Origin of the sequence: Nocardia sp. NPDC058244 (genome assembly GCF_042882065.1) — a bacterium.
Taxonomy (GTDB): Bacteria; Actinomycetota; Actinomycetes; order Mycobacteriales; family Mycobacteriaceae; genus Nocardia.
The window spans coordinates 145843-159799 of the sequence record NZ_JBHVWX010000011.1; the positions used below are offsets into that span (position 1 = coordinate 145843).

Below are 13957 nucleotides of genomic sequence, written 5' to 3' on the forward strand. Positions count from 1 at the left end.
GTCGGCGTGATCCGCGCGACCCGATGTGGACGGGAGGTTCACAACGTCTCGATCGGTCTCTCGGCGGGCGGTGAAATCGGCCGGCTGGACCCGCTCACCGGCCCCTTCGTCGCCGGTCCGGGAATACGGCGAGGTGATGCGCGCGTTGAGGAACCCGGGTGAATCGTAGAAATCGTAGAGAGCAGGGGTGGACCCCGAAGATGCCCAGGTCAGCGGTGGTATAGGCTTTGTCGGTCATGAAGTCGGCTTATACGGGTCCGGTCAACGGTGCGCCCAACACGGTCTACCTCGACCACGCGGCCACCACTCCGATGCTGCCCGCCGCCGTCGAGGCGATGACGGCTGCGCTGACGACGGTGGGTAATGCCTCGTCACTGCATGGATCGGGGCGGGCGGCGCGGCGGGCGCTGGAGGAGGCGCGCGAGGCGATCGCGGCCGAGCTGGGTGCCCGGCCGTCGGAGGTGATCTTCACCTCCGGGGGGACCGAGAGCGACAATCTGGCCCTCAAGGGCATCTTCTGGGGGCGCAGGGCGGGCGATCCGCGGCGCACCAGGATCGTCACCAGCGCGGTCGAGCATCACGCGGTGCTCGACGCGGTCGAGTGGCTGGAGAAGCACGAGGGCGCCCAGGTCAGCTGGCTGCCGGTGGACGCCGAGGGTGTGGTGTCGCCGCAGGCGCTGCGCGAGGTGCTCGCCGCGCACGCCGACGAGGTCGCGCTGGTCAGCGTCATGTGGGCGAACAACGAGGTCGGCACGATCCAGCCGATCACCGAACTGGCGGCGGTCGCCGGGGAATTCGGCATCCCGATGCACAGCGACGCGATCCAGGCGGTGACCCAGGTCCCCGTCGATTTCGGCGCGAGCGGGCTGGCCGCGCTCAGCGTCGCCGGGCACAAGGCGGGCGGCCCGCACGGCATCGGCGTGCTGCTGCTCGGCAGGCAGGTGCCCTGTGTGCCGCTGGTGCACGGCGGCGGACACGAGCGTGACCTGCGCTCGGGCACCTCCGACGTGGCCGCGGCGGTCGGCCTGGCCGCGGCGCTGCGCGACGCGACCGGCGAGCTGCCCGCGCGGGCCGAGCACCTGCGCGGACTGCGCGAACAGCTGATCGCGGGCGTGCGGGAGGTGGCACCCGAGGCGGTCCTCAACGGGCCGCGCGGCGAACGCCGTCTGCCCGGCAATGCCCACTTCACCTTCCCCGGCTGCGAGGGTGACTCGCTGCTCATGCTGCTCGACGCCGCGGGCGTCGAATGCTCGACCGGGTCGGCCTGCAACGCGGGCGTGGCCTCGCCGAGTCATGTGCTGATCGCGATGGGTGTCGAGCCCTGGCAGGCCCGCAGTTCGCTGCGGTTCTCGCTGGGTCACACGTCGACCGGGGCCGATATCGAGACATTGTTGACCGTTCTGCCGCAGGTCATCGAACGGGCCAGGGCCGCGGGCCTGGCCGGCGCTAGAGGAGGTGCCTGATGCGAGTACTCGCCGCGATGAGTGGTGGTGTCGATTCGGCGGTGGCCGCGGCGCGGGCCGTGGACGCCGGTCACGAGGTGGTCGGGGTGCACCTGGCGCTGTCCGCGACGCCGGGCACGCTGCGCACCGGATCGCGCGGTTGCTGCTCCAAGGAGGACGCCGGTGACGCGCGCCGCGCGGCCGACGTGCTCGGCATCCCGTTCTACGTGTGGGACTTCGCCGACCGCTTCAAAGAGGACGTGATCGACGACTTCGTCGCCGCCTACGCCGCCGGCGAGACCCCCAACCCGTGCTTGCGCTGCAACGAGAAGATCAAGTTCTCGGCCCTGGCCGACCGCGCGCGGGCCCTGGGCTTCGACGCCGTCGTCACCGGCCACTACGCCCGGCTCGACGACGGCGTGCTGCGCCGCGCGGTCGACGCCGACAAGGACCAGTCCTACGTGCTCGCGGTCCTCACCGCCGAGCAGCTGTCGCGCGCGATGTTCCCGGTCGGTGACACCCCGAAGCCGCGGATCCGCGAGGAAGCCGCCGAGCGCGGCCTGGCCGTGGCGAACAAGCCCGACAGCCACGACATCTGCTTCATCCCCTCCGGCGACACCAGGGCCTTCCTCGGCGCCAAGATCGGCATCCGGCCCGGCGCGCTCGTCGACTCCGACGGCACCGTGCTCGGTGAGCACGAGGGCGTGCATGGCTTCACCGTCGGCCAGCGCAAGGGCCTGGGCCTGACGCACACCGCCGCCGACGGCAAGCCCCGCTACGTCACCGGCATCGACCCCGATTCCGGGACGGTCAGCGTCGGTTCGATCGAGGACCTCCAGGTCGACGTCGTCACCGCCGATCGCGCCATCTGGACCTCCGGCGAGCGCCCGGACGGGCCGGTCGAGTGCGTCGTGCAGGTGCGCGCGCACGGCGGCACCGCGTCCGCCGTCGTCACCCCCGAGGGCGACGGGTTCGTCGCGAGCCTGCGCGAACCGCTCACCGGTGTCGCCAAGGGCCAGGCGATCGTGCTCTACCTTCCCGATGCCGAGGGCGGGGACACCGTGGTCGGCAGCGGCACCATCAACGGCACCGACCGCGCCGGGGTTCCGGCGGACGCGGCCGACGCTTCGGCCTGATCGGCTCGTGCCCGCGCCGGGACGGGAGCCACACGGGGCCGACCGAGGCAGCCGCCGTGGTACGGGGCAGGATGGTGACCGGCGCGACTGGCGTTCGATGAATCGAAAGGTGTTGGGCGCGTGACATTGTGGCGCAGCGAGAACTCGCAGGAGACGGCCGCACCGGAGCCGGTCGTCCCGCTCGCCGGTGGCACCGCGACGGGTATCGGCTCGTGGCCGGGCACCGATCCGCGCGAGGCGGCCGCGACGATCATCGGCGAACTCCCCGATCTCCCGCACCTGGTCGAGCTGCCCGATCGCGGCGTCGGCGCGGACATGATCGGCCGGGTCTCGGCGCTGCTCGTCGACCTGCGCTTCGATTCCACCACCCGCGGCTACCGGTTGGGCGCCCGGCCCGGCGCGGTGTCGCGCCGGGCCAGGGACCTGCTGAACGAAGACCTCGACGCCATCGAAGAGGCCTGGGAGACAGCGGGTCTGGCGGGCACGGGCCGCGTGGTGAAGATCCAGTCCGCGGGCCCGCTGACCCTCGCCGCCGAGGTCGAGCTGCCCGGCGGGCACCGGATCCTCACCGATTCCGGTGCGGTGCGCGATCTTTCGGAGTCCCTTGCCGAAGGGCTGGCCCGGCATGCCGCCGAGGTCGCCCGGCGGCTCGGGGCCCAGGTGGTCGTCCAGCTGGACGAGCCCCGGCTCACCACAGTGCTCGACGGCTCGCTCCAGGGTCCGAGCATTCTCAACACCATCCGCGCGCTGCCCGAACCCGAGGCCCTGCACGTCCTCGACACGGTGATCACCGCCCAGCCCGCGCCGGTCCTGCTGCACACCTGCGCCACCCGCCCCGCCCTCACCACCCTGGGCCGCAGCGCTGCCACCGCGATCTCCTTCGACGCGGCCACGCTCACCACCGCCGACCTGGACGCCCTCGGCGAGATCCTCGACTCCGGCAAGAAGATCGCGCTCGGCCTGACCCCCACCGCGCCGCCCGCCACGCCGCCCACCTGGCGCACCGTCGCCGAACCCGGCGTCCGCCTGATCGATCGCCTCGGCTTCCCCCGCAGTGTCCTCGCCGAGCAGATTCTGGTCACCCCCGCCTGCGGCCTGGCCGGCGCACCGCTGCCCTGGGCGCGCAAGGCCATCACCCTCACCGGCGAGGTCGCCCGCGCGTTCGCCGAGGAGCCGGAGTCGATCTCGCTCGACTGACGGAGATCATCCCGGAATGCCCCCGCGACGTGCGGTAACGGTGGCCGGAAGTGTCGGTGGGCTCGACTAGTGTTCGACAGGTGAGTGACAGCGACAGCGTGGTTTCCGTGGGTGCCGAGCCGGTGGGCGCGAGCCCCGAGCAGCGGGTGCAGTGGCAGCAGCTGGCGGACGAGGTGCGCGAGCACCAGTTCCGCTACTACGTGCGCGACGCGCCGATCATCACCGACGGTGAGTTCGACACCCTGCTGCGGCGATTGCAGGCGCTCGAGGACGCCCATCCCGACTTGCGGACGCCGGATTCGCCGACCCAGCTCGTCGGCGGCGGCTTCGCCACCGACTTCACCGCCGTCGACCATCTCGAACGAATGCTGTCGCTGGACAACGTGTTCGACTACGACGAACTGCGTGCCTGGGCGAGCCGGGTGGAGGCCGAGACCGGGCCGGACCTGCACTATCTGTGCGAGGTCAAGATCGACGGCGTCGCGCTGAACCTGGTGTACGAGAACGGCAGACTGGTGCGCGGCGCGACCCGCGGCGACGGCCGCACCGGCGAGGACGTCACCCTCAACGCGCGCACCATCGAAGACATCCCCGCCGAACTCACCCCGAGCGCGGACTTCCCGATCCCCGACCTGCTGGAAGTGCGCGGCGAGGTCTACTTCCGGCTCGCGGACTTCGAGACCCTCAACGCCCAGATCGTCGCCGAAGGCAAACCGCCGTACGCGAATCCGCGCAATACCGCGGCCGGTTCGCTGCGCCAGAAGAACCCGGCGATCACCGCCCAGCGCAGGCTGCGGATGATCTGTCACGGTTTCGGCCGGATCGAGGGCTACCGCCCGGAGTCCCAGCACGAGGCCTACCAGGCGCTGACCGCCTGGGGCCTGCCGGTCTCCGAGCACACCCGGCTGGTCAAGGGCATCGATGCCGTCATCGAGCGGGTCGCCTACTGGGGCGAACACCGCCACGACATCGAGCACGAGATCGACGGCCAGGTGATCAAGATCGACGAGCTGGCGTTGCAGCGCCGCCTCGGTTCCACCTCGCGGGCCCCGCGCTGGGCCATCGCCTACAAGTACCCGCCGGAAGAGGCGACGACGACGCTGCTCAATATCGAGGTGAACGTCGGGCGCACCGGCCGGGTCACCCCGTTCGCGGTGATGGCGCCGGTCTCCATCGCCGGCTCGACCGTCGCCATGGCCACCCTGCACAACGCCTCCGAGGTGAAGCGCAAGGGCGTGCTGATCGGCGACACCGTCACCATCCGCAAGGCGGGCGACGTGATCCCCGAGGTCCTCGGCCCGGTCGTCGACGCCCGCACCGGCGACGAACGCGAGTTCGTGATGCCGACGCACTGTCCCGAATGCGGCACCGAACTGGCGCCTGCCAAGGAGGGCGACGCCGACATCCGCTGCCCCAACCAGCGGCACTGCCCGGCCCAGCTGCGCGAACGTGTGTTCCACCTGGCAGGCCGCGGCGCCTTCGACATCGAAGCCCTCGGCTACGAGGCCGCCAACGCGCTGCTCACCTCGGGCGCCATCACCGACGAGGGCGACCTGTTCGCGCTCGACGAGCAGGCGCTGCTCGGCGTCCCGCTGTTCACGAAGCAGGACGGTGCGCTGTCGGCCAACGGCGCGCGCCTGCTGGAGAACCTGAACGCCGCCAAGGACACTCCGCTGTGGCGGGTGCTCGTCGGCCTGTCGATCCGGCACGTCGGTCCGACCGCCGCTCGCGCGCTGGCGTCCGAATTCGCGAGTCTGGATCGCATCGAAGCGGCGACCGGTGACGAGCTCGCGGCCACCGACGGCGTCGGTCCCACCATCGCGGCGGCCGTCGTCGAGTGGTTCACCGTCGACTGGCATCGCGCCATCGTCGACAAGTGGCGCCTGGCGGGCGTGCGCATGGAAGACGAACGCGACGACTCCATCGAGCGCACGCTCGAGGGCCTGTCCATCGTCGTCACCGGCTCGTTGCAGACCTTCACCCGCGACGGCGCGAAGGAAGCGATCCTGGTGCGCGGCGGCAAGGCGGCGGGCTCGGTGTCGAAGAAGACGGCGTTCGTGGTGATCGGTGATGCGCCCGGCTCGAAGGCGGCCAAGGCCGAGGAACTCGGCGTCCCGATCCTCGACGAGGACGGCTTCCGGTCACTGCTGGCGGGCGGACCCGCCGCGGTCACCCCGGCGCCGGACGCCACCGAGGACGAGTAGTCGCCCGGTCGGGGTCCGCCGCGGGCGGGCGGATCCCGGCCTCGCTCAGTGCGGGGTGACGGTGACGGTGTTGCCGATCTGCGTCTTCATGTCGAAGCTCGAGCACTGCCCGTTGCTGATCTCCACGTGGCGCGTCGGCCGCTTCTTGATATTGGTTTGGATGTCGACAGCCACATGCGTCCCCGACATCGAGCACACCTTCGACACCGGCCCGTCGGTGTAGGACACCGACCCGGCGCCCTGACAGGAGTTCGTCTCGTTCCCGAGGAACACCCGCGCGGTCCCGTTCGGGCACGGATCGGCCACCGCGCTCGGCGCGCTCAGCACCACCGGCACCACGGCGCCCACGGTCACCGCCGCGACGACAACTCCGCGAACCATCATCCGAACAGCCATCCCGCGCACCCATCCTCGTCGTCGACTCAGCTCCGCCGACCGGGCGGCCGCGGTGCCCAGCATGCTAGTGCGTCCGCGCCGAACACGCCCGGCCACGACGGATACCGTCTGGGGTGAGCGCTGTCCTAGACGGGATCCTCGGGGTGGGGGCCTGTCGCGAAGGGGTTCGGCTCGTCGTCGGCGAGGACACCGACGAAGGGGTCGCCCTCGTCGGCGAAGGTGTAGGCGCCGTCGCGGATGCGCGCGATCAGGCCGTGGGTCCAGGCGGCTTCGCTGTCGGCCGAGTGGATCCACATGTTCATGATCTCGCCGATGTGGCCGAGTTGCGCGGGTCCCTGCTCGGGGGCGTAGTACTCGGTGACCGAGGAGCGCCACTGCGTGAGGCCGGTGATCCGCTGTTCGAGCAGGGCGACGGCCTCGGCGCGGGGGAGGTCGACGATGAAGCCGATTCCCGCCGAGAGCATGTCCATCTTCTGGTCGTAGGAGGTCAGGGCCTGGCGGAGCAACGCGAAGTACTCCGCGGTGCCCTTGTCGTTGATCTCGTACTCGACCCGCGGTGGGCCGCCGACCGTGCTCGGCGCGACCTCGTGCTCGACGAGCAGTCCCTGCTTGGCCATCTGCTTGAGCGCGTGATAGATCGAGCCCGGCTTGGCGTTGGACCACTCGTGGGCGCCCCAGAACTCCAGGTCGTTGCGCACCTGATAGCCGTGTGCCCGACCGTGCTGCCGGACCGCGCCCAGGACCAGCAGGCGGATCGCTGACATGGCTGTCTCCCTTCCGATGACCGGTGACCAAGGTAGCAGTATTCAAGTTTGACTAATTGAGACCGGAGTCGTACCGTGGCCGTCTAGTCAAGTTTGACCACTGAGTGGCGGAGGGGTGTAGTGACCAACCACGACCAGGCGATAGTCGTCGAAGGACTACGGAAGAACTACGGAGCCGAACGGGCGCTCGACGGGCTCGACCTCACGGTCCGGGCCGGGACCGTCCACGCGGTCCTCGGCCCGAACGGCGCGGGCAAGACCACGGCGGTGCGCATCATGTCGACGCTGCTGCGTCCCGACGCTGGGCGCGTCGAAGTGGCCGGTCTCGATGTGCGCGCGGACGCCGATCGGGTGCGCGCGCGGATCGGGCTGCTCGGTCAGAGCGCGGCGGTCGACGAGGAGCTCAGCGGTCGGCAGAACCTGGAGATGTTCGGGCGCCTCTATCACCTGGGCGCGCGGCGCGCCGGTGTCCGGGCCGACGAACTGCTGGCGCGGTTCGGGCTCGGGGATACCGGGACGAAGGCCGTCAAACAGTACAGCGGGGGCATGCGGCGACGGCTCGACCTCGCGGCCTCGCTCATCGCCGAACCCGAGGTGCTCTTCCTGGACGAGCCGACGACCGGGCTCGATCCCCGGGGGCGCACGGAGGTGTGGAATTCGGTGCGGTCCCTGGTGGACGGCGGCACCACCGTGCTGCTGACCACGCAGTACCTGGAGGAGGCCGATCAGCTGGCCGACCGGATCTCGGTGATCGACCACGGCAGGGTCATCGCGGCGGGCACGGCCGACGAGCTGAAGTCCGAGACGGGCGGCGACCGCATCGACGTGGTCCTGCACGACACCGCCGACCTGGCGCGCACGGCGTCGCTGCTGCCCGGCGAGACCGTGGTGGACGAGGACCGGCGGATGGTCAGCGCCGCCGTCGGCGACCGGATGGCGGCCCTGACCGAGACCGTCCGGGCACTGGCGGCGAACGGGATCGAGCCCGAGGACATCGCGGTCCGGCGCCCGACGCTCGACGAGGTCTTCCTGCACCTGACGAAGGAGAACGCGGCATGAGCACGACGCAACCGGCACCGTCGGCGCTGAGCTGGGCGGTGGCCGACTCGTGGACGATGACCCGGCGCGAGCTGGCGCACTGGGCGCGCCAGCCCGTGCAGGTCGTCGTCGGGCTGGTCTTCCCGGTGATGCTGCTGGTGATGTTCAGCTACCTGATCGGTGGCGGCCGGGGCGTCGACGGCGACTTCGAGGACTACCTGGTCCCCGGCATGCTGACGATGACCATGGCCTTCGGCCTCGAATCGACAATGCTCGCGGTCACCCAGGACCTCGACAAGGGGGTCATCGACCGGTTCCGCTCGATGCCGATGAACTCGGCCACGGTCCTCGTCGGCCGCAGCATCGCCGACATGCTGCAATCGGCGGTCGGGCTGACGGTGCTGATCGCGGTCGGGTACGCGATCGGCTGGCGCTGGCACGGCGGCGTCGCCGCGTTCCTCGGGGCGGTCGGTCTGCTGTTGCTGCTCCGGTTCGCGATGCTGTGGATCGGCATCTACCTGGCGATGGTCGCGGGCACACCGGAACTGGTGCAGGCGGTGCAGATCCTGGTCTGGCCGATCGCCTTCCTCTCCAATGCCATCGCCGCGCCCGAATCGATGCCGTCGTGGCTGGGCGCGGTCGTCGAGTGGAATCCCATGTCGGCGACGGCGACGGCGGTGCGCGGCCTGTTCGGCAACCCGGTCGCGGCCGGTGACAGCTGGGCCGCGACCAACGCGGAACTGCTCGCCGTGGTCTGGCCGGTCGCCCTGCTCGCGGTGTTCTTCCCGCTGGCGGTGCGGCGGTTCCGGGACCTGAGCCGCTAGCCCTCCGACGTGCTCCGGCCGAGCTCGGCGCGCCGGCTCGGCCGGGCGCCGGGCGCCTACCGCGTGCACGGGTGCGCCGTCGCCTAGTCTTGCGAAGGATCTCGGAGAGGCGGACGACCCTTGCTGCGTAGTTTTCAGGTGACCAATCACCGATCGCTGGCCGAGGCGCAGCAATTGCGGTTGAGCAAAGGGAGCGGCAGTCCGGTCGCCGTGCCGGTGACCGCCGTGCACGGCGTGGCGTCGTCGGGGAAGACGAGCCTGGTCGACGCGCTCGCGCAGATGCGGGACGCGGTGCTGCACTCGGTGAGCGGATGGGACCCGTACGCGGGGCCGGTGCGCAGGCCGCATCTCGGATTCGCGGATCGGCCGACCGAGTTCGTCGCCGGGTTCGTGGCCGAGGGCGTGCCCTACACCTACGGATTCCGGCTCGACAACGTCGATGTGATCGCGGAATGGCTGTACACCCATCCGCGCTCGCGCAAGCGGATCGTGTTCGAGCGCAACGGCGATCAGGTCAAGATCGGGCCGATGTTCGAGGCGGCCCGCTACGGCGTGGCGGCGCTGGTGCCGCTGGTGCGGCCGAACGCGCTGCTGCTGAGCCTGGCGGGGCAGATGTACGCCGAAGCGCTGGTGCCCGCGTATCGCTGGTTCGCCGCGAACCTGCGGGTGCAGCAGGGCGAGGCGGGCGTCGAGGAGCTCGCGCGAGATCTGGGCGGTCACATCTCGCGCTCGCCCGACAACGCGGCCCGGCTGCTGATGCTGTTGCGGACGGCGGATCTGGGCATCGAGGATCTGCTCGTCGCCGAACACGATCCGATGTACGCGGACTACCTGCGCGACCTCGACGCCGAGATCGGCACGCTGGCAGCGCAACTCGACCACGGCGGCACCGATCCGATTCTGCTGGAACGGGAACTGAGCACGCTGCGCGCCGCCCGCGACGCGCTGTACCGGCGGATGGTGGACCGGCGCGGCGCCGCGCTGAGCCTGGTGCACGAGGGCATCGACGTGCTGTTCGAACTCGCCGACGAATCCACCGCGACCCGTGCGCTGCTGCGGGTGCTGCCCGCCATGCTCGAGGCGCTCGACACCGGCCAGGTGCTCGCGGTCGACGATCTCGGCGCGGGCCTGCCGGTGGAGGAGACCGACCGGCTGGTGCAGCTGTTCCAGAACCCGGAGACCAACGCCCGTGGCGCGCAACTGATCTACACCACCGCCCAGCGCGCGCTGATCGACCGGGGCAACGGCCGCTCGCAGCGCACCCGCGCCGCGGTCTGGCAGCTGCGCCGGGAACAGGGCGTCAGCGAGCTCACGCCACTGTGACGTGGCCGCGGGGCCGACGCCGGTCGCGCGGGGTGGGCCTACCATGGGCGGCATGCTCGAAGTGGTGATGGCCGCGGCCATGGTGACGATGCTGGTCGTGACGATCGGCGCCGTCGCCGCCCACCGGATCGGCCGCGGCGGCGGCGCGAACCTGGAACAGGGCTCGCTCTACATCACCGGCGTCAGCCCGCTGCCCGCGATGACCGGCGAGCACTACGTGACCATCACCGGCACCCTGATCGGCCCGTCCGTGCCCGGGACGGTGGTGTACCGGCGCTTCGCCTGGGACGCCGCGCAGTGGCCGTCGATCGGCGATCAGCTGGTGGTCGTCTATCCGCCGCGCAACCCGGACCGGTGGGTCGCCCAGCACCCCGGCCTGCGGTCCTACCTCGGGTCGTGAGCTCACCGCCCCGGTGAGACATGGGTGAGTTTCAGATCACAACGGCCGGGGTGGGATCATGCCCGGATGCAGGGTAACCACCATCAGACCCCGGGGAACGGCGTCCGGATCCGGACCGCCCGCCCCGAGGAATTCGCCGCCATCTCCGCGCTGACCGTGCAGGTGTATGTGGGCGACGGCTATGTCGACGAAGACGACAGCTACGTCCAGGAGCTGGGCGACGTCACCCACCGGGCCGACGAGGCCCAGGTGCTGGTCGCCGTGCACGACGGCAAGGTCGCCGGCTCGCTCACCGTCGCGCAGCCGGGCACCCGCTACGCCGAGATCGCGTTACCGGGCGAGCTGGAGTTCCGGATGCTCGCGGTGGCCAAGGACGCGCGCGGCCTCGGGGTGGGCACGGCGTTGGTGCGCGCCGTGATCGACGAGGCGCGCGCCGGTGGTTACGCGGCGGTGGCGCTGACCACCATGGGCACGATGGTCGACGCGCACCGCATCTACGAGCGACTGGGTTTCGTCGGTGTGCCGGAACGCAATTGGTCCACCAACGACGGCCTGCAGCTGTATGTGATGCGCCTGGCGCTCAGCTGAGCACGGTCGCGACGATACCGGCCAGATAGCCCAGCCGCGCCACTTCCGACGGGCGGAAGTCGGGGCCGCCGGGGCGGCCGAGCAGCAGCGACTTGCCGGTGCTGCCCAGCGGGGCGGCGGCCAGTTTGGTGTCCATGTCGCGCCAGATCTGCGGCACCCAGTCGGCCTCGCCGTCGAGCCAGGACGGCTTCTCCAGCGGCATCCACGGCGCCGAACCCGCTTGCGTCTCAGGCGCACTCGGGCTGCCGACGACCCGGTAGGCGCCGGCCGGGCCCATCCCGATGATCGTCGACCAGCCCACCCGCAGCACCCGCGGCACACCGTCGACGAGGACCTGCAGACGATCGTCGCGCGCGCTGGCGACCTGATCGATCAGCTCGAGCTCGCGGTGGGTGTCGAGGACGCCGGAGTAGGGGCGGATCGAGTCGACGCTCACGTCGTGGACGGACTCCGCGGCGGTGATCAGAGTGTCGGGCAGCGCGCCGGTGGGCACCTCGACCACCAGATCGTCGATCGCGAATCCGGCGCCGCGCTCGACCACGTCGAGCGAGAGGATGTCCGCGCCGACCCCGCCGAGGGCGAGTGCCAGGGAGCCGAGGCTTCCCGGTCGATCCGGAAGTTGCACGCGGAGCAGGTATGACACGTGCGTTCCTTTCCTAGGCGGCCGGGGCTGTTCGACACGAATACCCGGTGACGCAATACTTACACCCCCGAGCGCGGGCTATCGAGTCGAAGTATGCGCCCCGGGGCGCGACATGCGCGAACTTTCGCGCGAGGCGGGTGCGTCCGGCACCGTCCGCCGCCCTCGATAGGCTGTCAGCAACTAGTTCCCATACCTATGCCGAAAGGGGTCCCGCGGTGCCCGCAATCTCCCGTGACGAGGTCGCTCACCTCGCCCGGCTGTCCCGGCTGGCGTTGACCGACGCCGAACTCGACCAGTTCGCCGGTCAGCTGGATTCGATCCTCAGCCACGTGCGGACCATCTCCGAGGTCGCCGCCGACGTCCCCGCCACCGCGTCGCCGAACCCGACGACCAATGTGACCAGGCCCGATGTGGTCGTGCCGGGTCTGACTCCCGAGCAGGCGCTGGACCAGGCGCCGGCCGTGGAAGAGCAGCGTTTCCTGGTCCCGCAGATTCTGGGAGAGGGCGAATGAGCGAGTTGACCACGCTGTCGGCGGCCGAGCTGGCGGCCAAGATCCACGGCGGCGAGGTGTCCTCCACCGAGGTCACCCGCGCGCACCTGGATCGGATCGCCGCGGTCGACGGTGAGCTCAACGCGTTCCTGCACGTCGCCGGGGACGAGGCGCTGGCCGCGGCCGCCGTGGTCGACGCCGCGCTGGCCGCGGGCGAGACGCCCGCCTCGCCGCTGGCGGGAGTCCCGTTGGCGCTCAAGGACGTTTTCACCACCACCGACATGCCGACCACCTGCGCCTCGAAGGTGCTGGAGGGCTGGATGTCGCCCTACGACGCGACGGTCACCGCGCGGCTGCGCGCCGCGGGCATCCCGATCCTGGGCAAGACCAACATGGACGAGTTCGCGATGGGCTCCTCCACCGAGAACTCGGCCTACGGCCCGACCCGCAACCCCTGGGACACCACCCGCATCCCCGGTGGTTCCGGCGGCGGTTCGGCGGCGGCGCTGGCCTCGTTCCAGGCGCCGCTGGCGATCGGCACCGACACCGGCGGCTCGATCCGGCAGCCCGCCGCGGTCACCGCGACGGTCGGCGTGAAGCCCACCTACGGCACCGTCTCGCGCTACGGCCTGGTCGCCTGCGCGTCCTCGCTGGACCAGGGCGGTCCGTGCGGTCGCACGGTGCTCGACACCGCGCTGCTGCACGAGGTGATCGCCGGGTACGACCCGCGTGACTCCACCTCCCGCGACGTGCCGGTGGCCCCGGTGGTCGAGGCGGCCAAGCTGGGCGCCAACGGTGATCTGAGCGGTGTGCGGGTCGGCGTGGTGCGCGAATTGCATTCCGACAGTTACCAGCCCGGCGTGCTGGCCTCCTTCGACGCCGCGGTCGCGGTGCTGAAGGAACTCGGCGCCGAGGTGGTGGAGGTGTCGTGCCCGAACTTCGAGTACGCGCTGTCCTCCTACTACCTGGTGATGCCGTCGGAGGTGTCGTCGAACCTGGCGCGCTTCGACGCCATGCGCTACGGCCTGCGTGTCGGTGACGACGGCAGCCACAGCGCCGACCAGGTGATGTCGCTGACCCGCGAGGCCGGTTTCGGTCCCGAGGTGAAGCGCCGCATCATCATCGGCACCTACGCGCTCTCGGCCGGCTACTACGACGCCTACTACGGTCAGGCGCTCAAGGTCCGCACGATGATCGCGCGCGACTTCGACGCCGCCTACGAGCAGGTCGACGTGCTGGTCTCGCCGACCAGCCCGTTCACCCCGTGGAAGCTGGGCGAGAAGGTCGACGACCCGCTGGCCATGTACCTGTCCGACCTGTGCACGCTGCCGACCAACCTGGCCGGGCACTGCGGCATGTCGGTGCCGTCGGGGCTCTCGGCCGAGGACAACCTGCCGGTGGGCCTGCAGATCATGGCGCCCGCGCTGGCCGACGACCGCCTGTACCGGGTGGGCGCGGCGTACGAGGTGGCGCGCGGCGCGCTGCCCGCGCCCGCGGGCGTTTAGCAGCAC

General features: G+C 70.9%; 14 protein-coding genes. 11 read left to right on the top strand and 3 right to left on the bottom strand.

What is annotated here, in order from left to right:
* Positions 1-236 precede the first annotated feature (236 nt).
* The 4 genes from ACFVW6_RS30695 (at position 237) to ligA (ending at position 5979) form a co-directional block, all read left to right on the top strand.
* Positions 237-1463 carry a cysteine desulfurase family protein gene (locus ACFVW6_RS30695; protein ID WP_355284449.1) on the top strand — a complete coding sequence of 409 codons (1227 nt, stop codon included), beginning with the start codon at positions 237-239 and terminating at the stop codon, positions 1461-1463.
* The gene (gene mnmA / locus ACFVW6_RS30700; RefSeq protein WP_378832350.1) at positions 1463-2578 is read left to right on the top strand and encodes a tRNA 2-thiouridine(34) synthase MnmA; all 1116 of its coding nucleotides are present in this window, start codon (positions 1463-1465) and stop codon (positions 2576-2578) included. The genes ACFVW6_RS30695 and mnmA overlap by 1 nt, the downstream gene beginning before the upstream one ends.
* A gap of 204 nt (positions 2579-2782) precedes the next feature.
* On the top strand, positions 2783-3775 hold the full coding sequence (locus tag ACFVW6_RS30705) for a methionine synthase (protein ID WP_378832487.1): 993 nt from the start codon (positions 2783-2785) through the stop codon (positions 3773-3775).
* A 107-nt stretch (positions 3776-3882) separates the two neighbouring features.
* The gene (gene ligA, locus ACFVW6_RS30710) at positions 3883-5979 is read left to right on the top strand and encodes an NAD-dependent DNA ligase LigA (RefSeq protein ID WP_378832485.1); all 2097 of its coding nucleotides are present in this window, start codon (positions 3883-3885) and stop codon (positions 5977-5979) included.
* A 45-nt stretch (positions 5980-6024) separates the two neighbouring features.
* Here the strand turns inward: ligA and ACFVW6_RS30715 are convergent, their stop codons facing one another.
* Together ACFVW6_RS30715 and ACFVW6_RS30720 are read right to left on the bottom strand one after the other, a co-directional pair.
* Entirely contained in the window at positions 6025-6375 is a 351-nt protein-coding gene (locus ACFVW6_RS30715) for a hypothetical protein (protein WP_378832347.1), read from the bottom strand.
* Between the two features lie 125 nt (positions 6376-6500).
* On the bottom strand, positions 6501-7139 hold the full coding sequence (locus tag ACFVW6_RS30720) for a PadR family transcriptional regulator (protein ID WP_378832345.1): 639 nt from the start codon (positions 7137-7139) through the stop codon (positions 6501-6503).
* Positions 7140-7259: 120 nt separating this feature from the next.
* Here ACFVW6_RS30720 and ACFVW6_RS30725 point away from each other — a divergent pair, with 120 nt between their 5' ends.
* The 5 genes from ACFVW6_RS30725 (at position 7260) to ACFVW6_RS30745 (ending at position 11312) form a co-directional block, all read left to right on the top strand.
* Positions 7260-8198, top strand: a complete 939-nt coding sequence (locus ACFVW6_RS30725) for an ATP-binding cassette domain-containing protein (RefSeq protein WP_378832342.1) — start codon at positions 7260-7262, stop codon at positions 8196-8198.
* Positions 8195-9001, top strand: a complete 807-nt coding sequence (locus tag ACFVW6_RS30730) for an ABC transporter permease (RefSeq protein WP_378832340.1) — start codon at positions 8195-8197, stop codon at positions 8999-9001. The genes ACFVW6_RS30725 and ACFVW6_RS30730 overlap by 4 nt, the downstream gene beginning before the upstream one ends.
* Before the next feature lie 138 nt (positions 9002-9139).
* Complete coding sequence (locus ACFVW6_RS30735) at positions 9140-10324, top strand: ATP/GTP-binding protein (protein ID WP_378832337.1); 1185 nt, start codon at positions 9140-9142, stop codon at positions 10322-10324.
* A gap of 52 nt (positions 10325-10376) precedes the next feature.
* A complete protein-coding gene (locus tag ACFVW6_RS30740; protein ID WP_378832334.1) occupies positions 10377-10724 on the top strand; it encodes a hypothetical protein in 348 nt (115 codons plus the stop codon).
* A 66-nt stretch (positions 10725-10790) separates the two neighbouring features.
* On the top strand, positions 10791-11312 hold the full coding sequence (locus ACFVW6_RS30745; protein ID WP_378832332.1) for a GNAT family N-acetyltransferase: 522 nt from the start codon (positions 10791-10793) through the stop codon (positions 11310-11312).
* Here ACFVW6_RS30745 and ACFVW6_RS30750 read toward each other — a convergent pair.
* Positions 11305-11955 carry an amino acid-binding protein gene (locus ACFVW6_RS30750; protein WP_355284472.1) on the bottom strand — a complete coding sequence of 217 codons (651 nt, stop codon included), beginning with the start codon at positions 11953-11955 and terminating at the stop codon, positions 11305-11307. The genes ACFVW6_RS30745 and ACFVW6_RS30750 overlap by 8 nt on opposite strands.
* 215 nt (positions 11956-12170) lie before the next feature.
* On the opposite strand from ACFVW6_RS30750, the gene gatC reads away from it, so the two are divergent.
* Positions 12171-12467, top strand: coding sequence for an Asp-tRNA(Asn)/Glu-tRNA(Gln) amidotransferase subunit GatC (gene gatC, locus ACFVW6_RS30755; protein ID WP_067493225.1), 297 nt, complete (start codon positions 12171-12173; stop codon positions 12465-12467).
* A complete protein-coding gene (gene gatA, locus ACFVW6_RS30760; protein ID WP_365007101.1) occupies positions 12464-13951 on the top strand; it encodes an Asp-tRNA(Asn)/Glu-tRNA(Gln) amidotransferase subunit GatA in 1488 nt (495 codons plus the stop codon). Before gatC ends, gatA begins: the two co-directional genes overlap by 4 nt.
* Positions 13952-13957: the final 6 nt, after the last annotated feature.